At 39.5% G+C, this 22015-nt stretch carries 12 protein-coding genes, 9 tRNA genes and 1 riboswitch; of the genes, 19 read left to right on the forward strand and 2 right to left on the reverse strand.

What is annotated here, in order from left to right; translation table 11 throughout:
• Positions 1–234: 234 nt before the first annotated feature.
• The 16 genes from serS (at position 235) to rpoC (ending at position 17058) form a co-directional block, all read left to right on the forward strand.
• Positions 235–1524, forward strand: a complete 1290-nt coding sequence (serS, locus tag AC6UDF_RS01520; protein WP_500693532.1) for a serine--tRNA ligase — start codon at positions 235–237, stop codon at positions 1522–1524.
• Between the two features lie 170 nt (positions 1525–1694).
• A tRNA-Val gene (locus AC6UDF_RS01525) sits at positions 1695–1767 on the forward strand.
• A gap of 3 nt (positions 1768–1770) precedes the next feature.
• Positions 1771–1843, forward strand: a tRNA-Lys gene (locus AC6UDF_RS01530).
• Between the two features lie 21 nt (positions 1844–1864).
• Positions 1865–1946 (forward strand) — tRNA-Leu (locus AC6UDF_RS01535).
• A gap of 10 nt (positions 1947–1956) precedes the next feature.
• Positions 1957–2030, forward strand: a tRNA-Thr gene (locus AC6UDF_RS01540).
• Between the two features lie 3 nt (positions 2031–2033).
• Positions 2034–2105: transfer RNA gene (locus tag AC6UDF_RS01545), tRNA-Gly, on the forward strand.
• Between the two features lie 16 nt (positions 2106–2121).
• A tRNA-Leu gene (locus AC6UDF_RS01550) sits at positions 2122–2207 on the forward strand.
• Between the two features lie 203 nt (positions 2208–2410).
• Positions 2411–3805 carry a DUF2252 domain-containing protein gene (locus AC6UDF_RS01555; RefSeq protein WP_500693533.1) on the forward strand — a complete coding sequence of 465 codons (1395 nt, stop codon included), beginning with the start codon at positions 2411–2413 and terminating at the stop codon, positions 3803–3805.
• A 1-nt stretch (position 3806) separates the two neighbouring features.
• Positions 3807–6011: a polyphosphate kinase 1 gene (ppk1, locus tag AC6UDF_RS01560; RefSeq protein WP_500693534.1), complete on the forward strand. Its 2205-nt coding sequence runs from the start codon at positions 3807–3809 to the stop codon at positions 6009–6011.
• 109 nt (positions 6012–6120) lie between these two features.
• Positions 6121–6194 (forward strand) — tRNA-Arg (locus AC6UDF_RS01565).
• A gap of 5 nt (positions 6195–6199) precedes the next feature.
• Positions 6200–6273 (forward strand) — tRNA-Pro (locus tag AC6UDF_RS01570).
• A 29-nt stretch (positions 6274–6302) separates the two neighbouring features.
• Positions 6303–6376, forward strand: a tRNA-Pro gene (locus AC6UDF_RS01575).
• Between the two features lie 97 nt (positions 6377–6473).
• The gene (locus AC6UDF_RS01580) at positions 6474–6947 is read left to right on the forward strand and encodes a CtsR family transcriptional regulator (RefSeq protein ID WP_500693535.1); all 474 of its coding nucleotides are present in this window, start codon (positions 6474–6476) and stop codon (positions 6945–6947) included.
• Positions 6948–6994: 47 nt separating this feature from the next.
• A complete protein-coding gene (locus tag AC6UDF_RS01585) occupies positions 6995–9493 on the forward strand; it encodes an ATP-dependent Clp protease ATP-binding subunit (RefSeq protein WP_500693536.1) in 2499 nt (832 codons plus the stop codon).
• Between the two features lie 258 nt (positions 9494–9751).
• On the forward strand, positions 9752–13390 hold the full coding sequence (gene rpoB, locus AC6UDF_RS01590; protein WP_500693537.1) for a DNA-directed RNA polymerase subunit beta: 3639 nt from the start codon (positions 9752–9754) through the stop codon (positions 13388–13390).
• A 17-nt stretch (positions 13391–13407) separates the two neighbouring features.
• Positions 13408–17058 carry a DNA-directed RNA polymerase subunit beta' gene (rpoC, locus tag AC6UDF_RS01595; protein ID WP_500693538.1) on the forward strand — a complete coding sequence of 1217 codons (3651 nt, stop codon included), beginning with the start codon at positions 13408–13410 and terminating at the stop codon, positions 17056–17058.
• Positions 17059–17115: 57 nt separating this feature from the next.
• Here rpoC and AC6UDF_RS01600 read toward each other — a convergent pair whose 3' ends face one another.
• Positions 17116–17691 (reverse strand): xanthine phosphoribosyltransferase, encoded by a 576-nt coding sequence (locus tag AC6UDF_RS01600; RefSeq protein WP_500693539.1) that lies wholly within the window; start codon positions 17689–17691, stop codon positions 17116–17118.
• A gap of 37 nt (positions 17692–17728) precedes the next feature.
• Positions 17729–17824, reverse strand: a riboswitch (purine riboswitch).
• 21 nt (positions 17825–17845) lie between these two features.
• Positions 17846–18508 carry a prepilin peptidase gene (locus AC6UDF_RS01605; RefSeq protein ID WP_500693540.1) on the reverse strand — a complete coding sequence of 221 codons (663 nt, stop codon included), beginning with the start codon at positions 18506–18508 and terminating at the stop codon, positions 17846–17848.
• 183 nt (positions 18509–18691) lie between these two features.
• Between AC6UDF_RS01605 and rpsL the strand changes: the two genes are divergently transcribed.
• The 3 genes from rpsL to fusA all read left to right on the forward strand — a co-directional run bounded on the left by rpsL (position 18692) and on the right by fusA (position 21813).
• The gene (gene rpsL, locus AC6UDF_RS01610) at positions 18692–19105 is read left to right on the forward strand and encodes a 30S ribosomal protein S12 (protein WP_010022704.1); all 414 of its coding nucleotides are present in this window, start codon (positions 18692–18694) and stop codon (positions 19103–19105) included.
• Positions 19106–19141: 36 nt separating this feature from the next.
• On the forward strand, positions 19142–19612 hold the full coding sequence (rpsG, locus tag AC6UDF_RS01615) for a 30S ribosomal protein S7 (RefSeq protein ID WP_500693541.1): 471 nt from the start codon (positions 19142–19144) through the stop codon (positions 19610–19612).
• A 95-nt stretch (positions 19613–19707) separates the two neighbouring features.
• Entirely contained in the window at positions 19708–21813 is a 2106-nt protein-coding gene (gene fusA / locus AC6UDF_RS01620; protein ID WP_500693542.1) for an elongation factor G, read from the forward strand.
• Positions 21814–22015: the final 202 nt, after the last annotated feature.

A 22015-nucleotide genomic window follows, 5' to 3' on the forward strand; every position in this document is an offset into this window, starting at 1 on the left:
AATTAACGCAACAAATAAACGTGACGTGCCCATTAAGTAGAATTACAGAGAGACAATGTTGGTGAAAATTGTCATTTGAAAATTCCAGCACGTATTTCGGGCGGCCAATCCCGCACGGCAATTACCGTTATTAATTAATCGAGTGCCTTAATTGGAACTTGGGTGGTACCGCGAAAAGACTTTCGTCCCAATATGACGAGGGTCTTTTTGTGTCTTTTAAGGGAGGAAATTAAAATGTTAGATATGAAGTTGATTAGAAGTAATCCAGACTGGTATAAAGGAAAGCTAGCCGAGCGAAATGTGCCTGGCGAAGTGATTGACAATTTACTTAGAAAAGATTCAGAACGGCGTGATCTAATCGTTAAAAGTGAGTCGCTTAAAGCGGAACGAAATGAGGTATCTGAGAAAATTTCACAGCTCAAGCGCAATAAAGAGGACGCAAATGATCAAATTACCAGAATGCGTGAAGTTGGAAAAGAGATCAAGGCGCTGGATGAAAAGCTAGAAACTATCAAAGCTGAACAACATGATATTGAGGCTCATTTACCCAATGTTCCTGCTGATGAAGTTCCCGTTAGTCTCACCGAAGAGGGTTCAAAAGAGTTAAGACGAATTGGTGAACCACGGAAGTTTGATTTCACCCCTAAACCCCACTGGGAAATTGGCGAAGACTTAGATATTTTAGATTTCAAGCGAAGTGCTAAGGTATCAGGAAGTCGTTTCGTATACTATCTAGGTGCAGGAGCCAAATTAGAACGTGCGGTATATAATTTCTATTTGGATCAAAACACCGATGCTGGATACACCGAAGTCTTACCCCCATACATGGTTAATTCTGATTCAATGTTTGGGACCGGGCAGTTTCCTAAATTCCTAGAAAATAAGGCTGGATTTGAGATTAAAGATAGTGACTTGACCATGATTCCGACTGCTGAAGTTCCACTGGTTAATTTCTATCGCGACGAAGTCATTTCTGAAGAGAAGTTACCAGTGAAATTCACAGCTTTGACCCCAGCGTTTAGATCAGAAGCAGGAAGTGCCGGAAAAGATACCCGGGGCTTAATTCGATTGCATCAGTTTAACAAAGTTGAAATGGTTCAGTTTACTAAGCCCGAGGAGTCTTGGGATGCTTTAAAGGAAATTACTCATCAAGCAGAGACATTACTTCAGAAACTCGGTCTGCCTTATCATGTCATCACGCTAACATCAAGTGACATGAGCTTCACTGCCGCCGAAACCCATGATCTTGAAGTTTGGATGCCAGCTCAAAATCGGTACCGCGAAATTTCAAGTTGTTCTAACACGCTTGATTTTCAGGCAAGACGAGCTCACATCCAATACAGAGATGAGAACGGTAAATTGCAGTACGTTCATACGTTAAATGGTTCTGGCTTAGCCGTTGGTAGAACGGTTGCCGCTATCCTTGAAAACTATCAAAATGAAGATGGAACGGTGAATGTGCCCGAAGTTCTTCAACCTTATATGCATGGGATGAAGAAGATTGTAAAAAATGAAAAATTTTAACAAAAATAGTAGAAATCAATAAGACATTCCGGTATAATAATATTTGTTGTATGACTGGCTTGAGAAGAATTGATCGTTGAAGCGTAACCAATTTGTTCTTGACGCTTAAACATCAAAATGATATTATTTAATAGTTGTCGTTGCGCTTTATCGCAATGATATCTATCAATGGAGGATTAGCTCAGCTGGGAGAGCATCTGCCTTACAAGCAGGAGGTCACAGGTTCGATCCCTGTATCCTCCATTTGAGCCGTTAGCTCAGTTGGTAGAGCATCTGACTTTTAATCAGAGGGTCGGCGGTTCGAACCCGCCACGGCTCATTGCCAGTAACACATTATTATGCGGGCGTGGCGGAACTGGCAGACGCGCTAGATTTAGGTTCTAGTGTCTTAGGACGTGGGGGTTCGAATCCCTTCGCCCGCATTGATTTTTCGCCGACTTAGCTCAGTTGGCTAGAGCGCTTCACTAGTAATGAAGAGGTCGTAGGTTCGAATCCTATAGTCGGCATATGCGGAAGTAGTTCAGTGGTAGAACGCCACCTTGCCATGGTGGAGGTCGCGGGTTCGAATCCCGTCTTCCGCTTTTTTGTTATCATCATGCCGGAGTGGCGGAATTGGCAGACGCACAGGACTTAAAATCCTGCGGTCAGTGATGACCGTACCGGTTCGATCCCGGTCCCCGGCATTTAAAATTTAAAACAGTAAGAGAGCCCTAGTAATAGGACTCTCTTTTTATTTAAAATATCGATTCAAGGTAGAAATACGGGTCAGACAGCGCTATCATAGAGTTAAATTGATGTTGTGATGTGGGTAATAAGTTGATTTCCAGTTACATGACAAGTTAGAATTACGATAACAAGATGATTGATCAAATAAAGGAGAAACGATATGAAACTCGAGAAAAAATCGCCTTATGGGCTTAATAACGTAAGTGCTTTACTTAATGACGTTTCAATGAATGATGATCAATTAATTCATGTTGGTGAGAAGATGAGTAATGATGCCAACATGGAAGCCATGCGGAATTTCAAAGCTAGAAAGCGGGACATTAAACCAATTTTGACTGAGCGTGATTCACTGCTACTTAGTGGACTTCTAGGATTAAAACGAGAACGAATGGCCAAAAATCCATTTTCTTTTTATCGGGGAAGCGTTGAGCTAATGAATCATGATTTAGGTACCATTCCCATGAGTGATATCAATCTGTTGATTGCGGGTGATGCTCACCTTGGCAACTTTGGTTTTTATGGTTCTCCAGAGCATCAACTTTTGTTCGATTTAAATGATTTTGACGAATCTCACGTAGGTCACTTTGAAGATGACTTATTACGTTTTCTAGTAAGTGCTTTATTGGTCGCGAAGCAACAAGGATTTGACATCACAAATGAAGTTAATCCGTTTTTAAGGGATGTCTTGGAGGCTTATCGTAGTGCCTTGGTCAGGATGACGGAGATTCCAGCCATGGATAAACTGACATTGCCTAATTCCATCAGAAATATTTCTAAGATTTTTGGTACATTAAAAGACGGTGAGAAGCATTTTAAAAAATCGTTTCAAAAAATTACCGCTAAGAGTATTAACAAGGCCCTTAGAAGTACTTCTGACTACGCTGTGGAAAAGTATACAACCGTTCTTAAAAACGGGGAACGGCGCTTTATTGATAATGAACCGGTTACGGTTCACATTGGGAAAAAAGATTATCAAAAAATTAGTGATGGACTCGATCGTTACTACAATCATACTAAAAGTGATATCCGTTTCTTTCTCTCTAACTTCCAGATCGTTGATATTGTAAGACACAGTGTTGGAGTGGGAAGTGTTGGAACCCTTTGCTTTTTAGTTTTACTAGAGGACGCTAACAATAATTACTTGGTTTTGCAGATTAAACAAGCACTTCCAATTTATAAAAATAACGTTATTGGTATGAATAAAAATGATTCACTGGGTGAAAATATTGTTGATTGTCAGCTGATTCTTCAAACTGCCTCGGATCCGTTTTTAGGGTGGTTTAATACTAGTAATAAGAGTTACTACGTTCGTCAGTTTAAAGATATGAAAGGTTCCGTAAATCTTAATAAGTTGGATTTAGACGCTTTTAAGGATTACGTGTTAGTTTGTGTGATATTACTTGCACGGGCACACAGTCAATCACCAACGTTTCCGATGATTATCGGGTACCTAAAAAATAGCGACAAGGTCAAAAAGTCATTCATTGAGTTCGCTAATGAATACATGAAACAAGTTGAGATTGATTATGATACGTTTATTAAGGATTTGAAATAACATGAAGAGAAATGAAGAGTACGTTGACTCATGCTATAACCGGGATTTGAGTTGGACTTTATTTAATCGAAGAGTGATTAATCTAGCCACTGAATCGTTCACTCCGTTTTTGGAAAAGCTGAAGTTTTTAGCAATTGGGTCAAATAATTTAGATGAGTTTTATAGTGTCAGGGTTCCAAGCGTTCAAGGGCAAATGGAGCTTAGTGATAATGGGATTGAAAAAAAGTCTGGATTTCACTATAGTCAGATCCTGGATCAGATTCATGATCGTAATGATGAAAATTTTAAGATCCAATACAATGATTACGATAAATTAAATCAAGAATTAAAGGAGAGAGATGTTTGTTCGATTGAGTCTTATGCAGACCTTAATGACAAACAAAAGGATCAAGTCAATCAATACTTTATTAAGAAGATTCAACCATCACTTTCCTTTAAAGAGTTTGATGGAAATTATGATTTAAAGTTTCTTTCTAACAAGCAAATTGCGATTGGCGTCTTAGTCAAGGGTGATGATAAAAAAGCCATTCGGATTATCCCCATTCCTTCTAAGTTTGACCGCTTGCTTTCGGTTAAATCGAACGGGATTGATAAGTATATCTTACTTGAAGATTTGATTAATCATAACCTCAAGCGTCTCTTTAATGGAAAAGAAATTACTGGAACGGTCGTCTTTAGAGTCACGAGAGACCTTGATGCCACCTTAGATGTTGAAAAAGAGGATAATAATTTTGAAACAATTTCTCGGATGCGTCAGTATCTTGTTGACCGGGAAAAAGGAAAGGTAACCCGATTTGAAGTTGAGGAATTTGATGGTAATACTGACGATGATTTCTTAAATGATTTTATTGACAAGTTTAAGATTGAAAAGAATGCTATTTTTAAGATTCCTGGTCCGGTTGATTTAACTTATCTATTTGAGATCGTCAGTAAGTATTCACCTGATTATCCAGAATATTGTTACGCAAAATTTAATCCTCGAACTTGGCCGACTTCCGCCTCAATCCTTTCGTACTTGGATCAAAAGGATCTCCTTATCCAATATCCATATGATTCGTTTAGTCAGTTTTTGCAGTTCTTAAAAGAAGCGGTCGAAAATCCTAAAACAGTTGCGATTAAACAAACCCTGTATCGGGTTTCAAAACACTCTGAAGTGGTTGATTTACTAGCAAAAGCCGCTCAAAAGGGAATTAAAACCACCGTTGTGGTTGAATTAAGAGCTCGTTTTGATGAAAAGAACAACTTGAAAGTAACTGAAAAATTGAAGAATGCTGGTGTTCATGTTATTTTTGGGAAAAAAGACATGAAAGTTCATAGTAAAACTTGTTTGGTGTTAACAAAAGAGGGCAATCACCCCAAGGGCTATATCCAGGTTGGAACGGGAAACTACAACATGCAAACCGCGAAGGGATTTGTTGATCTCAGTTTCTTTACCAGTAAGGATGATTATGTTCAAGATCTATCAAAATTTTTCGATTACTTGCAAGCTCCAGATGCCGCTCAACCCAGTTATCAGGTTTTATCAGCTTCTCCCCATCAAATTCAAGATCAAGTGATTGATGGGATCCAGGAAGTTAAAGAAAGTTATTTAAGAACCGGCAAAGGAGCAGTCTTTTTAAAGATTAACTCGTTGACTGATGTAGAAGTGATTTCAGCCATTTATGATGCAGCCAGAGTGGGTGTACCATTTAGGCTCGTTGTTAGAGGAGCTTGCTGTCTTAAACTTGGAATTTGCGGGAAGAGAGAAAAAATCGTGGTTTCAAGCATTGTTGGTGAGTTTTTGGAACATAGTCGAATTTATGGATTCTTCACTCAGGATGATTCTAAATTGTGGATATCTTCTGCTGATTTAATGACAAGAAACATGGATAACCGTGTCGAGCTAGCGGCGCCAATTCTCGATCCAAAACTAAAACAACAGCTTTTAAACATCATCGACATTTACGCTCAAGATGATGTGGATGGGAGCTTTTTAAAGCCTGATGGAGAGTACTTTAAATTCAAGCATCCTAAAGGGAAGCCCGCCCAACAGACCTTCTTAAAGATTATCGATGATCCCAAATTAAATAATAAAAAGCACGTTTCTAAACGTCATGACATTCGGATTAACGTTAAAAACGATTCCAAATTAAAAAACGAGTGGCTTTATGTTTCGATTCTAGTCGTTACGATTATCGTAGTAGTGGGCGTGCTATTGTGGTGGTGAAAATAACCAGATGTTTCTGGTTATTTTTTTATATTTCTTTTCCAAAATCGGATACTTCTGGTATAATAATATATGTTCGCTGATGAATGTGAACGTTTAATGCTTATATGCACCTATAGCGCAATTGGATAGAGTGTCTGACTACGAATCAGAAGGTTGTAGGTTCGACTCCTACTAGGTGCATTCATCGGGAAGTAGCTCAGCTTGGTAGAGCACCTGGTTTGGGACCAGGGGGTCGCAGGTTCGAATCCTGTCTTCCCGATTTTTATATACTTTTTAATATTTAAGCATCGGGAAATAGCTCAGCTTGGTAGAGCGCCACGTTCGGGACGTGGAGGTCGCAAGTTCGAATCTTGTTTTCCCGATTTTTTTATTACCTTGGTTTCCAAGAGTATTTACTTGGAATTTACAAATCTTCTTTGTATAATAATAGTCAACATTAGTCAGAGATGAGATGAGTTTATGGCAAGCCGTAATATATCGGACATTATTGAAGATTATTTGAAGGATATGCTAGGTGATAATGATCAAGAACGAGTCGAAATTCGTCGATCAGACATTGCCAATCATTTTGACGTGGTGCCCTCGCAAATTAACTATGTAATTAAAACACGTTTTACGTTGCGTAATGGTTATTTAGTTGAGAGCAAACGTGGTGGTGGTGGTTACATCAGGATTGAAAAAATCAACTTAATGGATAATTCGGATGTCCTAGACAGTTTGATTGATTCAATTGGTGATGAAATTTCCGAAAAGGATGAAGAATCAATTTTAACCACCTTATATGCTAATGGAGTCATTACCGAGAAAGAGGAGAACATGATTGCTGCTATTTTAAAGAAAGAGGCAATTAGACTGCCTGATCAAGCAATGGAATATCAGGTTAGAGCGAGTGTTTTAGAGGCTTTACTTTACCGGCTTAAATATGAGTGTTAGTTTGATTATGGATTATGATTTAAAGAGAAATGAAGGGAGATTTGCATATGCATAATTTATTTACCCCTAGTGCAAAAAACGTTTTGGTAATTGCCCAAGAACAAGCTAAGAGTTTCCAGCATCAAGCTGTCGGAACCGAACACATGTTACTGGCACTTACCATTGAGAAGAATGGGATTGCTTATCAAACTCTCCAACAACTTGCCGTCAGCGAGGCGGACGTTAGAGAAGAAATTGAGCAGTTGGCTGGATACGGTAATTTAAAGGTCGATGGAAACACGTATCTGCCGTATTCTCCAAAGATGAAAGAAATTTTAGCTTTAGCTGGAAAGATTGCCAAGCAGTATGGATCAACTAAAGTGGGTACTGAGCACATTTTGCTAGCTTTAACTAGTGATGATGCGATGCTCTCTTCAAGAATTTTGACTAACTTGGGAGTTAGCCCAGAACAAGTCCGAAAAGTAACGATCCGAAAGATGGGGGTTGCAGATACTAATATGGCTTCTGAAAATAATTCGAATGGTGAGTCAGAACAAAGTGAAACTCCAACTTTAGATTCACTGGCACGTGATTTGACTAAAGCTGCTCGAGATAATCAGCTCGATCCAGTGGTTGGACGCACCGCTGAAGTTCGTCGTGTCATCCAGGTTTTAAGCCGAAGAACTAAAAATAATCCAGTTTTAATTGGTGAACCTGGTGTTGGTAAGACTGCCATTGCCGAAGGTTTAGCGGAAAAAATTGTGAATAAATCCGTTCCTGCTGATATGCAAAATAAGCGGGTAATGGAATTAGACATGGGATCACTGGTTGCTGGTACCAAGTATCGTGGCCAATTTGAAGATCGTTTAAAGAAGGTCTTAAAAGAAGTCGAAGATAGTGGAAATGTCATTCTCTTTATTGATGAGTTGCATACCTTGATTGGCGCTGGTGGAACTGAGGGATCAGTTGATGCTTCAAATATTTTAAAGCCATCTCTTGCTCGTGGTCAGGTTCAAGTCATTGGGGCTACTACCTTAGATGAATATCAGAAGTACATTGAATCTGATGAAGCGTTAGAACGTCGTTTTGCAACGGTTGAAGTTGAAGAACCAAGTAAGGATGAATCACGGAAGATTCTTAAGGGATTACGTCCCAAATACGAAGAACACCATCACGTTCAAATCACCGATGATGCCATTAATGCAGCCGTTGATTTATCTAGTCGTTACATTAGTGATCGTTACCTTCCTGACAAGGCAATTGACTTGATGGACGAAGGTGCCGCTAAAGTTAGACTGGATTCAACTGGAAAAGATGACAAGTTAGCAAGCGCTGAATCAAAACTTAGTTCCGTTAAAAATGATAAGGACAAAGCCATTGAGGAACAGCGCTTTGAAGATGCGGTTTCAATTCGTAAGCAAGAACAAAAGTTACAAAAAGAGATTGCTGATTTAACCCAAAAACAGCGCATTAAAGAAAATGACGCTAACAAGACCCATAATTATCAATTAAAAGAAAATGCTGAAGATATTGCTCAAATTGTTTCTGAATGGACCGGGATTCCCGTTACTCATTTGAAACAGTCTGACAAGAAGCGTTTGGTAAACTTGGAAAAGATTTTACACGAACGAGTTGTGGGACAAGATGAAGCTGTTTCGGCAGTTGCAAGAGCAATTCGTCGGGCACGAAGTGGACTTAAGGATCCCAATCGTCCCATTGGATCGTTCATGTTTCTTGGTCCAACTGGAGTTGGTAAAACTGAACTTGCCAAAGATTTGGCAAAAGCAATGTTTGGCTCAGAAGATGACATGATCAGAGTTGACATGAGTGAATTCATGGAGAAGTATTCGACTAGCCGAATGGTCGGTTCTGCCCCTGGTTACGTTGGCTACGATGAAGGTGGTCAACTGACCGAAAAAGTTCGAAAGCATCCATATTCAGTTGTTTTACTTGATGAAGTTGAAAAGGCTCATCCTGACGTCTTTAACTTGCTACTTCAAGTTCTAGATGATGGGTACTTAACTGATGCCAAGGGCCGAAAAGTAGACTTTCGAAATACTGTCATCATTATGACTTCCAACATTGGTGCTACAGAGCTGCAATACAAGAACACCGTTGGATTTGCCGCTGAAAAATCCGGTAATGATGATAACTACGATGCTATGAAGGCCACGATTCAAGAACAGTTGAAGAAATTCTTTAAACCAGAATTCTTGAACCGAATTGATGATACGGTGATCTTCCATTCCTTGACTAAGTCGGAATTACACCGAATCGTTAAGTTAATGTCACAAGAACTGATTGATCGTGCCAATGGATTGGGTTACAAAGTTAGAATGACTCCAGCTGCCATTGATTTAGTTGCTGAAGTTGGCTACAATCCAACTTATGGTGCAAGACCAATTCGAAGAGCTTTACAGGATAAGGTTGAAGATCCACTGAGTGAAGACTTACTAGCGGGTAAGTTCAAACCTGGTGATCAGATTACGATCGGTGCGCATAAAAACAAGATTACGATTAATAGACGTGAAGTTAAGAATCCCAAAGAAGAAATTCTAAGTAAATAACGTTAAAACTCACAGTAAAATTTTACTGTGAGTTTTTGTGCATATTGATTGACTTTTACTTTGATTCTTTGTACTATATGTAGAGTATGTAACTGGGAATTGAAATGAGTCGTTGCGATCTATTGTCCGTGATGGCGTTTATAAGAACCAAAAGTAAGATTTAGATCTTATTTTTGGATTTTTTTTGCTCAAAAACCAGAAATATGGCTTTTTGTAACAGAAATGTAACATTTCTTTTTCGTGGAATTTTAGGGAGAGGTGAATAACTTGGCAGGACACATTGTAAAGTATGGAAAACACAGAACCCGTAGAAGTTATTCCAGAATTAAGAAGGTATTGGATCTTCCAAATTTGATTGAGATTCAAACTAATTCTTATAACTGGTTCTTAGACGAAGGTTTGCGTCAAATGTTTAAAGATATTATGCCAATTGAGGATTTTCAGGGAAAGCTTTCACTAGATTTCGTTGATTATAAACTATTGGAACCTAAGTACACGGTTGATGAAGCACGTGCTCATGAGGCAAATTATTCAGCCCCATTACACGTCACTCTCAAGTTAACCAACCATGAAACCGGTGAGATTAAGACTCAAGATGTTTTCTTTGGTGACTTTCCACTTATGACTGACCAAGGAACTTTCATCATTAACGGTGCAGAACGTGTTATCGTTTCTCAATTAGTGCGATCACCAGGTGTTTATTACCATAAAGATCTCGACAAAAATGGTCGTGAAATTTACAGTTCAACTGTGATTCCTAACCGTGGTGCTTGGATGGAATTTGAGACTGATGCAAAGAATATCTCATACGTTCGAATTGATCGTACTAGAAAGATTCCTTTGACTGAATTAGTTCGTGCCCTTGGTTTTGGCTCAGATGATGAAATTACTGAGATTTTTGGAAATACTAATGATAGTCTCTCACTTACCCTTGAAAAAGACGTCCATAAGGATGCAGATGATTCTCGTGTTGAAGAATCATTAAAGGATATTTACGAACGCTTGCGTCCGGGTGAACCAAAGACAGCTGAGTCAGCAAGAAACTTGTTAACCCAAAGATTCTTTGATCCAAAACGTTACGACATGGCACCAGTTGGTCGTTACAAGACGAACCAAAAACTGAGCATGAAGACTCGTTTAATGGGATTAGCTTTGGCCGAAACCCTTGCTGACCCAGATACTGGTGAAATCATTGCTAACAAGGGTGATGTGATTGACAAAGAATTGGTGGAAAAGTTGAAGCCGTACTTGGCTAACAAAGATTTTAAAGCTTACACCTTTAATCCTTCCGATCAAGCTGTCGTAACTGATCCAGTTACTGTTCAAGTAATTAAAGTATATTCAAATACAGATCCAGACAAAGTCGTTCCAGTAATTGGTAATGACAATATTGATCTGGACTATAAACACATTACCCCAGCGGATATCTTGGCTGAAATCAATTACTTCTTGGATCTTCAAGAGGGAATTGGATCTGTTGATGATATTGATCACTTGGGGAACCGTCGTGTTCGATCAGTTGGTGAATTACTGCAAAACCAATTCCGAATTGGTCTTTCACGGATGGAACGAGTTGTTAGAGAAAGAATGTCCATTCAGGATGCTTCAACGGTAACACCACAACAACTAATTAATATTAGACCAGTGGTGGCCTCTGTTAAAGAATTCTTTGGTTCATCACAGCTTTCACAATTCATGGATCAGACTAACCCGTTAGGTGAATTGACCCACAAACGTCGTTTATCTGCTTTAGGACCTGGTGGTATCACTAGAGACCGTGCTGGATATGAAGTTCGTGATGTTAACTACACTCACTATGGTCGAATTTGTCCAATTGAAACTCCCGAAGGTCCTAACATTGGATTGATTAACTCACTTTCAAGTTATGCTCGGGTTAACAAGTATGGATTTATCGAAACCCCATACCGTCGTGTTGATTGGACTACTCATAAGGTTACCGACAAGATTGATTACCTAACTGCTAACGATGAAGATAAATACGTGATTGCACAGGCGAACTCTCCATTAAATGAAGACGCAACCTTTCAAGACGATCAGGTTATGGCACGTGATAAGTCCCAATACGTTGAAACTAATTCAAAGAACGTTGACTACATGGACGTTTCACCAAAGCAAGTTGTTGCGGTGGCAACGGCATGTATTCCGTTCCTAGAAAATGATGACTCAAACCGGGCCCTAATGGGTGCTAACATGCAGCGTCAGGCTGTTCCTTTGATCAGACCACACGCACCACTTGTTGGAACTGGGATGGAATATCAAGCTGCTCATGATTCTGGAGTTGCTAAGATTGCTAAGTATCCTGGAACCGTTGAGTATGTTGATGCAAGAGAAATTCGGGTAAGACGTGATAATGGCACTTTAGATACGTACAAATTGATGAAGTTTATGCGTTCTAACGGTGGTAAAAACTATAACCAAACTCCAATTGTAAAAATTGGAGATCATGTTGATGCTGATGAAATTATCGCTGATGGCCCAGCAATGGAAAATGGTGAATTGGCCTTAGGTCAAAACCCAACCGTTGCCTTTATGACATGGCAGGGTTATAACTTTGAAGATGCCATTGCTATTTCCGAACGACTAGTTAAAGATGATGCTTACACTTCAATTCACATTGAAGAGTATGAGTCAGAAACTAGAGATACCAAACTGGGACCTGAAGAAATGACTAGAGAAATTCCTAACGTTGGTGAAGATGCTCTAAAGGATCTTGACGAAGATGGAATTATTAGAGTCGGTGCCGAAGTTCATGACAACGATATTTTGGTTGGTAAGGTAACCCCTAAAGGTGTTACTGAATTATCTTCTGAAGAGCGACTACTTCACGCTATCTTTGGTGAAAAGGCTCGAGAAGTTCGTGACACGTCACTTCGAGTACCTCATGGTGCCGGTGGAATTGTTCAAGACGTTAAAGTCTTTACTAGGGAAAACGGCGATGAATTAAAGCCTGGTGTAAATAAGATGGTTCGAGTTTACATTGCCCAGAAACGTAAACTTCAAGTTGGAGATAAGATGGCTGGAAAACATGGTAATAAAGGTACTGTTTCCGTCATTATTCCTGAAGAAGACATGCCATATATGCCAGATGGTACCCCAATCGACATCTTATTGAGCCCCATGGGTGTTCCATCACGGATGAACATTGGACAGGTGCTTGAATTGCATCTTGGAATGGCTGCTAAGAAGCTTGGAATTCACGTTGCCACCCCAGTTTTTGATGGTGCTCGTAGTGAAGATATTACCGACGCTTTAAAGGAAGCTGGTATGCCAGCTGATGGTAAGACGGTTCTGTATGATGGTAGAACCGGTGAACCATTTGACAAACGAATTGCTGTTGGAGTTATGGGTTACTTGAAACTTAACCATATGGCTGAAGACAAGATTCATGCAAGAGCCATTGGACCATACTCACTAGTTACGCAACAACCACTTGGTGGTAAAGCTCAATTTGGTGGACAGCGTTTTGGTGAAATGGAAGTTTGGGCTCTTGAAGCTTATGGTGCCGCACACACCCTCCAAGAAATCTTGACTTACAAGTCAGATGATGTTGTCGGACGGGTTAAAACCTACGAAGCAATTGTCAAAGGTGATCCAATTCCTAAACCAGGTGTTCCTGAGTCATTCCGAGTATTAGTTAAAGAATTACAAGCATTGGGACTGGACATGAAGGTTCTCGATGCCGAAAACAAACAAATTGATTTGCGTGACATGGACGATGACGAAGACGTTGTTAACGTGAACGCATTGAGTAAGTTTGCTCAAAAACAAGATGATAAAAATGAGAAGGATAAAGAAAAGAAAGATGAAAATGAGAAACAAGCTCCAACTTCATCTGATGCCGACTCAAAAAATGATACAAATGACGACAATAAATAATAAAGGAGGGTACGCCAATGGTTGATGTTAATAAATTCAAAAGTATGCAAATTGGTTTAGCTTCACCTGAGACCATTCGTAGTTGGTCATATGGAGAAGTTAAAAAACCTGAAACGATTAACTATCGAACTTTAAAACCTGAAAAGGATGGATTGTTTGATGAAAGAATTTTTGGCCCAACTAAGGACTGGAAATGTGCCTGTGGAAAATACAAGGGTGTCAGATATAAGGGCATCGTTTGTGATCGCTGTGGTGTTGAAGTCACTCGTTCAAAAGTTAGACGTGAACGAATGGGACACATCGAATTAGCAGCTCCTGTAACCCACATTTGGTATTTCAAGGGAATCCCTAGTCGAATGGGACTAGTTCTTGACATGAGTCCACGGGCTCTTGAAGAAATTATCTACTTTGCTTCATACGTTGTTACCGATCCAGGTAACACACCAATGGAGAAGAAGCAGTTGCTTTCAGAACAAGAATACCGTGACAAAAAGCGTGAATACGGCAATCGTTTCCACGCTGAAATTGGTGCGGAAGCCATCAGAACTTTATTAAACGACGTTGACATCGATAAAGAAGTCAAAGAGTTAAAAGATACGCTTAAGAAAGCAACGGGACAAAAGCGAACTCGTGCAGTTCGTCGTCTAGATATTCTTGAGGCCTTTGCTACTTCTGGCAATCAGTTGTCATGGATGGTAATGGATGCAATTCCAGTTATGCCGCCTGACTTGCGACCAATGGTTCAACTTGAAGGTGGTCGTTTTGCTACTTCTGATTTAAATGATTTATATCGTCGGGTTATTAACCGAAATAACCGATTAAAACGATTGTTAGACCTGAACGCTCCTGGCATTATTGTTCAAAACGAAAAGAGAATGCTCCAGGAAGCTGTCGACGCTTTGATTGATAATGGTCGTCGTGGTCGTCCTGTTGCAGGACCTGGTAACCGTCCCCTTAAATCACTTTCTCACCTATTAAAGGGTAAACAAGGTCGATTCAGACAGAACTTGTTAGGTAAGCGTGTTGATTATTCTGGTCGTTCAGTTATTGACGTTGGTCCTAATTTAAAACTAAGTCAGATGGGGCTTCCAGTATCAATGGCATTGGAATTATTTAAACCCTTCATTATGCATGCGCTAGTTAAACGTGGTCTAGCTTCTAACATTAAAAACGCTAAACGTCAGATCGAACGTCAAGACGACGCTGTCTTTGAAGTTCTCCCTGATGTCATTAAGGAACATCCAGTTCTTTTGAACCGTGCTCCTACTTTGCATCGACTTGGAATTCAGGCTTTTGAACCAGTTTTGGTTAGTGGGAAATCAATGCGTTTGCATCCATTAGTTTGTGCTGCGTATAATGCTGACTTTGATGGTGACCAAATGGCCATTCACGTTCCACTATCTGATGAGGCTCAAGCTGAATCAAGATTATTGATGGCTGCTGCTGGACACATTTTGGCTCCTAAAGATGGTAAACCAGTTGTTACTCCTTCACAGGATATGGTTATTGGTAACTACTATTTAACCCTTGAAGAAGCAGGGGCTGAAGGTGAAGGAATGGTATTCAACGATCCTGATGAAGTTGAATTAGCTTACCGTGATGGAAAGGTTCATTGGCATACCAGAATTGGTATTCCAGCGAGCGCCTTCCCAGACAAACCGTTTACTGACGATCAAAAAGATAAGATTTTAGTAACGACGGTTGGAAAGGTTATTTTCAATGGGATTCTTCCAAAGAAATTTACCTATTTGAACGAACCAACTTCAACTAACTTGCACGGATATGTTCCTGACAAGTATTTCTTGAAGCCTGGTGAAGACATTCATGAACACTTGAAGAACGCTGAATTGGTTAAACCGTTTAAGAAGGGATTTTTAAGTGACATCATTGCTGAAGTTTACAGTCAATACCAAGTTACTGAAACTTCAGAACTTCTTGATCGAATCAAAGATTTAGGTAATGATAAATCAACTAAATCTGGTTTGACTGTTGGTATCTCTGACATTACTGATTTAAAGGAAAAGCCAGAAATTGTTGCTAACGCCCATAAGAAAGTTGATACCATCACTAAACAATTCCGTCGTGGTTTAATTACTAACCAAGAACGTTATGAACGAGTTGTTAGTGTTTGGAATGATGCCAAAGACGAAATTCAAAACAAATTAATGAAAAACTTCGATCCCCAGAACCCAATCTTTATGATGAGTGACTCTGGTGCTCGTGGTAACATTTCGAACTTTACTCAGTTAGCTGGGATGCGTGGTTTGATGGCTTCACCTAATGGTGAAATCATGGAACTTCCAATTACCTCTAACTTTAAAGAAGGACTTTCAGTCTTGGAAATGTTCATTTCAACCCACGGTGCTCGTAAGGGTATGACCGATACGGCACTTAAGACTGCTAACTCTGGTTACTTGACTCGTCGACTTGTTGATGTTGCCCAAGATGTCATTGTTAGAGAAGAAGACTGTGGAACTGACCGTGGTCTTGTTGTTCGTGCCATTACCGAAGGGGACGAAATGATCGAACCATTGTATGACCGAATCCTTGGTCGTAACGCAATGAAGACCGTTAAGAACCCTAAGACTGGTAAAGTGATTGTTAAAAAGAATGAAATGATCGATGAAGACGTTGCTCAAGAAATTGTGGACGCTGGAATTGATTCAGTTGAAATTCGTTCCGCCTTCACATGCAATACTGCTCATGGTGTTTGTGAGAAGTGTTATGGTCGAAACCTTGCTACTGGTGACGAAGTTGAGGTTGGTGAAGCTGTTGGTACCATTGCGGCCCAATCAATTGGTGAACCAGGTACTCAGTTAACTCTTCGTACTTTCCATACCGGTGGTGTTGCAAGTAGTTCAGATATTACCCAAGGACTTCCTCGTGTTCAGGAAATTATGGAAGCACGTAATCCTAAAGGTAAGGCAATCATCAGTGAAGTTACTGGTACGGTTGAATTAATTGAAGAAGATCCTGCTGAAGGTATCAAGGAAGTTACCATTAAAGGGAAGTCCGATACTCGTAAATATAAGGTTCCAATTAAGGCCCGAATGAAGGTTTCAGAAGGCGATCAGGTTCGTCGTGGTGATGCTTTGAACGAAGGTTCAATTGATCCTAAGGAATTGCTTAAAGTTCGAGATGTTTTGTCAACTGAAACTTACTTGTTAACTGCGGTTCAAGAAGTTTATAGAAGACAGGGTGTTGAAGTTAACGATAAGCATGCCGAGATCATGGTAAGACAGATGTTGCGTAAGGTTCGTGTTATGGACCCAGGTGACACTGACATCCTCCCTGGTACTTTGATGGATATTGATGATTTCAAGGATCGTAATAAGGATGCTGTGATTAGTGGTAAAACACCCGCAACGGCCCGTCCGGTATTACTTGGAATTACTAAGGCTGCACTTGAGACTAACAGTTTCTTGTCTGCTGCATCATTCCAGGAAACCACTCGTGTTCTTACTGATGCCGCAATTCGTGGTAAAGTTGATCCATTAGTTGGTTTGAAGGAAAATGTTATCATTGGTAAGTTATTACCTGCTGGTACTGGTGTTGGGAAATATGAAAACATTGAACCAGAAGAAGAGGGTAAGACTGATACCAAGGGTGTTACTTCATTAAGTGATGTCGAAAAAGAAATGCAACAAAAGGATTCAAGTAAAAACTAGTTATTAAACTAAAAAGGGAGTTCATCAATGATGAACTCCCTTTTTGATACATATTAATCAATCTTTTTTAAAACTTACTTCATTATTATCAAGGGATGAAATACGAGCAAGCGATTCTAAGTGGATTCCATGATCCTTGATCCACTTAGCGCCCGGTTGAAATGATTTTTCAATTACAATGCCGACTCCAACTAGATTGGCTTGAGCTGCTTCAACGATCTTAATCATCCCTTTAGTGGCTTCGCCATTTGCTAAGAAATCATCAATGATTAAGACGTTATCGTCAGGTGAAAGGAATTTTTTCTCAATAAAAATGCGGTTAGTTTTTTGTTTGGTGTATGAATATACGTCAGCCGAATAGGCTGCATCGTTTAAAGTTGATGGCTTTTTCTTTCGCGCAAAAACGACGGGAACACCCAATACTAAGCCAGTCATAACGGCTGGGGCAATTCCAGATGATTCAACCGTGATGACTTTAGTAATATTATCGTTTGAGAAGCGTTTGACGAATTCTTTGCCAACTTCGTACATCAAATTAGGATCAATTTGATGATTTAAAAACGAGTTGACCTTTAAAATATTTCCAGGAAGGACTTGGCCTTTATTTTTGATTGCTTCTTCTAATTCTTTCATGATTACTCTCCCATTTAAAAAGACCCTAATATAGAAGTTTAGGGTCTTTTTTCCTAATAGTTTGGAATTATGGTTCCAAGTAGAGACTGTCGACCCATTACGATTATATATTAGAGCTTCACTTATTACGTTAATCATAATTTAATTTCTAACTTTAAGCAAACCAAATTAATATAATTAGAGTGGCAATGTAAATGAATGGAATAAAAGCAATCGCACGTTTTTTAAATAAGATGGCATAAATGATCGCTATGATTGACCCGGTTAAAACGACTAGATTGGTAACCGTAATTCCGTATGCAATTAAAAGGATTAAGAAGAGATCCAAATCCCCGTTGCCAATGAAATGGAAGTAATGATTTATTATTATCAATATTAAATATCCAATAATATAAATTCCAGTTGTCTTTGTTAGAGGATTAGAAATTATAAGAGCTATCATTACTGCAATCAGTGAATATGCCGTAGGGAAATGGTAGGTTAATAAATCAAAAGTTGCCATAACCTGCATGAGTAAAAGTAGCGATAAATTTTCGAGGTTATCTAAACAAACAGGTGGAAATATAGTAAAAGCGGTGGCTCCGGTTACTTCAAAATACAGTAAATAAAGTGGTAATCGAGTTGAACATGTCCGACACCTTCCGAATTGAATCATGTAACTCACAATCGGGATGAGTTCGTACCACTTTAGAAACTTGCCACAGTTACTACACTTAGAATGACCGAAGACAAAGTTTTCGTGCGTAATGGTTCGATCAACCATAACGTTTATAAAAGATCCAACAATGCTACCTACAATAAACCAATAAATGATCATCAACAAAACCTCCACCAAAAAGTACGGAAATTAATTGAAGTCTTGTTGACACGTCTTTTTCTACGTGGTATTCTACTTATTGTGCTTATAAACAACTAAGCGATTTTTTTAACTTCAAAAAAGAACCGCCTGGATGTGTGGACTTAAAAAATATATTATATTAGGAAAGGGAGGACTTTTTAGATGCCTACAATTAACCAATTGGTTCGTAAAGGTCGTAAATCTAGAACTTCTAAATCAAAATCCCCAGCTTTAGGCTTCGGATATAACAGTTACAAAAAGAAAAACACACAGAACCCTGCACCTCAGAAACGTGGAGTTGCAACTCGTGTTGGTACTATGACTCCTAAAAAGCCTAACTCAGCTTTACGTAAGTATGCTCGTGTTAGACTTTCTAACTTGATTGAAGTTACTGCATACATTCCCGGAATTGGACATAACTTGCAAGAACATAGTGTTGTTTTAATTCGTGGTGGACGTGTTAAGGATTTGCCTGGTGTTAGATATCATGTTGTTCGTGGTGCATTAGATACTGCGGGTGTAAGTGATCGTCGCCAAGGTCGTTCTAAATACGGTACTAAGAAACCTAAGGAATAGACAATTAATTAAGTTATTATTGAGGAGGACTTTTACATGCCTAGAAAAGGAAAAGTGCAAAAAAGAGAAATCCTTCCTGATCCAATCTACAACTCAAAATTGGTTTCTAAATTAATTAACCATTTGATGTTAGATGGTAAAAGAGGGACTGCATCAGAAATTTTATATGGTGCCTTTGATATGATCAAAGAACAAACTGGTAACGATCCAGTTGATGTATTTGAAGAAGCAATGAAAAATGTTATGCCAGTTCTTGAAGTTAAGGCCCGTCGTGTTGGTGGATCTAACTACCAAGTTCCAATCGAAGTTCGTCCTGATCGAAGAACTACTTTAGGCTTACGTTGGATTGTTAACTATGCAAGACTTCGTGGTGAACACACCATGACTGAACGTCTTGCAAAAGAAATCATCGATGCTTCAAATAACACCGGTGCAGCAGTTAAGAAGCGTGAGGATACTCACAAAATGGCCGAAGCTAACCGTGCCTTTGCGCATTATCGTTGGTAATCAGCTTTTAGTTTTTAACTGTAAGTGGGTGGCTAAAGCGATTTAGCCACTTTTTTAAAATAATGAAATTGTGAATGATTGAGAGGAGTTAAATAATGGCTAACAAGCGAGAATTTCCGTTAGACAAAACTCGTAATATTGGTATTGTTGCCCATATTGATGCCGGTAAAACTACTACTACTGAACGTATCTTGTACTATACCGGTCGTATCCACAAAATTGGTGAAACCCATGAAGGGGATTCACAAATGGACTGGATGGAAGAAGAAAAAGAACGTGGAATTACTATTACTTCAGCTGCTACCACTGCTGAATGGAAGGGTTACCGTGTTAACATCATTGATACCCCAGGACACGTTGATTTTACTGCCGAAGTTGAACGTTCATTACGTGTGCTAGATGGTGGTATTGTTGTTTTGGATGGTCAAGCCGGTGTTGAACCACAGACTGAAACCGTATGGCGTCAGTCATCAGACTTTGCTGTTCCACGAATTGTCTTCATTAATAAGATGGATAAAGTTGGTGCTGACTTTGATATGTCAGTTAAAAGTTTGCATGACCGTTTAGGTGCTAACGCCCAGGCCGTTCAGATGCCAATTGGTGCTGAAGCTGACTTTGCTGGTGTGATTGATTTAATTACCATGCAAGCCTATGTTTATGATGAAGATAAAGAAGGTTCAGAATGGGATGTTGATGAGATTCCAGCTGACATGCAAGAGGAAGCTCAAAAGCGTCACGATGCTTTGATTGAAGCCGTTGCAGACGTTGATGACGCTGTGATGGAAAAGTTCCTTGACGGTAAAGAAATTTCACAAGAAGACCTTAAAGCGGGTATTCGTCGAGCAACTTTGAATCTTGATTTTTACCCAGTATTTGCTGGTTCAGCTTTCAAGAACAAGGGTGTTCAGATGTTGATGGATGGAGTGGTTGACTACTTACCATCACCACTTGATGTTCGTCCTTACACTGCTACTGACCCAGATGATGACGACAAACAAGTTGACATCCGTGCTAACGATAAGGAACCATTTGCTTCATTAGCATTTAAGATTGCTACCGATCCATACGTTGGTCGTTTAACTTATATTCGTGTCTATCGTGGTACCTTAAAGGCTGGTTCATACGTTTTGAATGCTACGAATGGCAAACGTGAACGTGTTGGTCGTTTACTACAAATGCACTCCAATAATCGTCAAGAAATCCCAGAAGTATTCTCAGGTGATATTGCAGCTGCAATTGGTTTGAAGAATACCACTACTGGTGATTCTTTAACCGATCCAGACCATCCATTACGTCTTGAATCAATGGAATTCCCAGAACCAGTTATCCAAGTTGCCGTTGAACCTAAGACTAAGGCTGATCAGGATAAGATGAATGATGCTTTGCAAAAGTTATCTGAAGAAGATCCAACTTTTAGAGCTGAAACTAATCCAGAAACTGGACAAACTTTGATTGCCGGAATGGGTGAACTTCAGTTAAACATTTTGATTGAACGGATGAGACGTGAATTTAATGTTGAAGCTAACATTGGTGCTCCCCAAGTTGCCTACCGTGAAGCATTTACTAAACCAGTTAAGGCCGAAGGTAAGTTTATTCGTCAGTCTGGTGGTAAAGGTCAATATGGTGATGTTTGGATTGAATTTACACCAAATGACGAAGGAAAAGGATTCGAATTTGAAGACGCCATCGTTGGTGGAGTTGTTCCAAGAGAATTCATTCCTTCAGTTGAACAAGGTCTAAAAGAAGCCATGGAAAATGGTGTATTAGCCGGATATCCATTGATTGATTTGAAAGCTAAATTATATGATGGTAGTTATCATGAAGTCGATTCAAGTGAAGCTGCCTTTAAGATCGCTGCTTCCATTGCTTTGAGGGAAGCTGCTAAGAAGGCTGATCCAGTTATTCTTGAACCAATCATGAAAGTTGATATTCGTGTTCCAGAAGAATACATGGGTGACGTCATGGGACAAGTTACCGCACGACGTGGAAACGTTGAAGGTATGGAAGCTCAAGACAAGGCACAAAACATTCATGCAATGGTTCCACTATCAGAAATGTTTGGTTATGCTACCGATTTACGTTCTGCTTCTCAGGGACGTGGAACATTTGTTATGAGTTTTGATCATTACAGTGCTGTTCCTAAGAGCATCCAAGAAGACATCATTAAGAAAAATGGTGGAAATAGTAAAGAAGAAAAGTAATTTTTTGTAAAAGTTCTAGAAATTGAAAAAGTTTCTGGAACTTTTTTTATACTTAATGTGATGAGAAGCCTTGAAAAATAAGAGAATATCGGGTATGATAGTTAAGTACTCGGTTTTGGGGGGATAGACTGTCCAAAATTAGTACAACATTTAGCTTTGATGTGGGAGGTTGCGACACACCCGGCCGCTTTGCCATGCGAGG

The organism is Fructilactobacillus sp. X2R6C1, assembly GCF_059901295.1.

Coding starts and splice junctions, on each gene's coding strand:
- rpsL (WP_010022704.1), top strand. CDS start 18,692: ATGCCTACAATTAACCAATTGGTTCGTAAAGGTCGTAAATCTAGAACT.
- AC6UDF_RS01555 (WP_500693533.1), top strand. CDS start 2,411: ATGAAACTCGAGAAAAAATCGCCTTATGGGCTTAATAACGTAAGTGCT.
- AC6UDF_RS01600 (WP_500693539.1), bottom strand. CDS start 17,691: ATGAAAGAATTAGAAGAAGCAATCAAAAATAAAGGCCAAGTCCTTCCT.
- rpsG (WP_500693541.1), top strand. CDS start 19,142: ATGCCTAGAAAAGGAAAAGTGCAAAAAAGAGAAATCCTTCCTGATCCA.
- AC6UDF_RS01605 (WP_500693540.1), bottom strand. CDS start 18,508: ATGATCATTTATTGGTTTATTGTAGGTAGCATTGTTGGATCTTTTATA.
- ppk1 (WP_500693534.1), top strand. CDS start 3,807: ATGAAGAGAAATGAAGAGTACGTTGACTCATGCTATAACCGGGATTTG.
- fusA (WP_500693542.1), top strand. CDS start 19,708: ATGGCTAACAAGCGAGAATTTCCGTTAGACAAAACTCGTAATATTGGT.
- AC6UDF_RS01580 (WP_500693535.1), top strand. CDS start 6,474: ATGGCAAGCCGTAATATATCGGACATTATTGAAGATTATTTGAAGGAT.
- AC6UDF_RS01585 (WP_500693536.1), top strand. CDS start 6,995: ATGCATAATTTATTTACCCCTAGTGCAAAAAACGTTTTGGTAATTGCC.
- serS (WP_500693532.1), top strand. CDS start 235: ATGTTAGATATGAAGTTGATTAGAAGTAATCCAGACTGGTATAAAGGA.
- rpoC (WP_500693538.1), top strand. CDS start 13,408: ATGGTTGATGTTAATAAATTCAAAAGTATGCAAATTGGTTTAGCTTCA.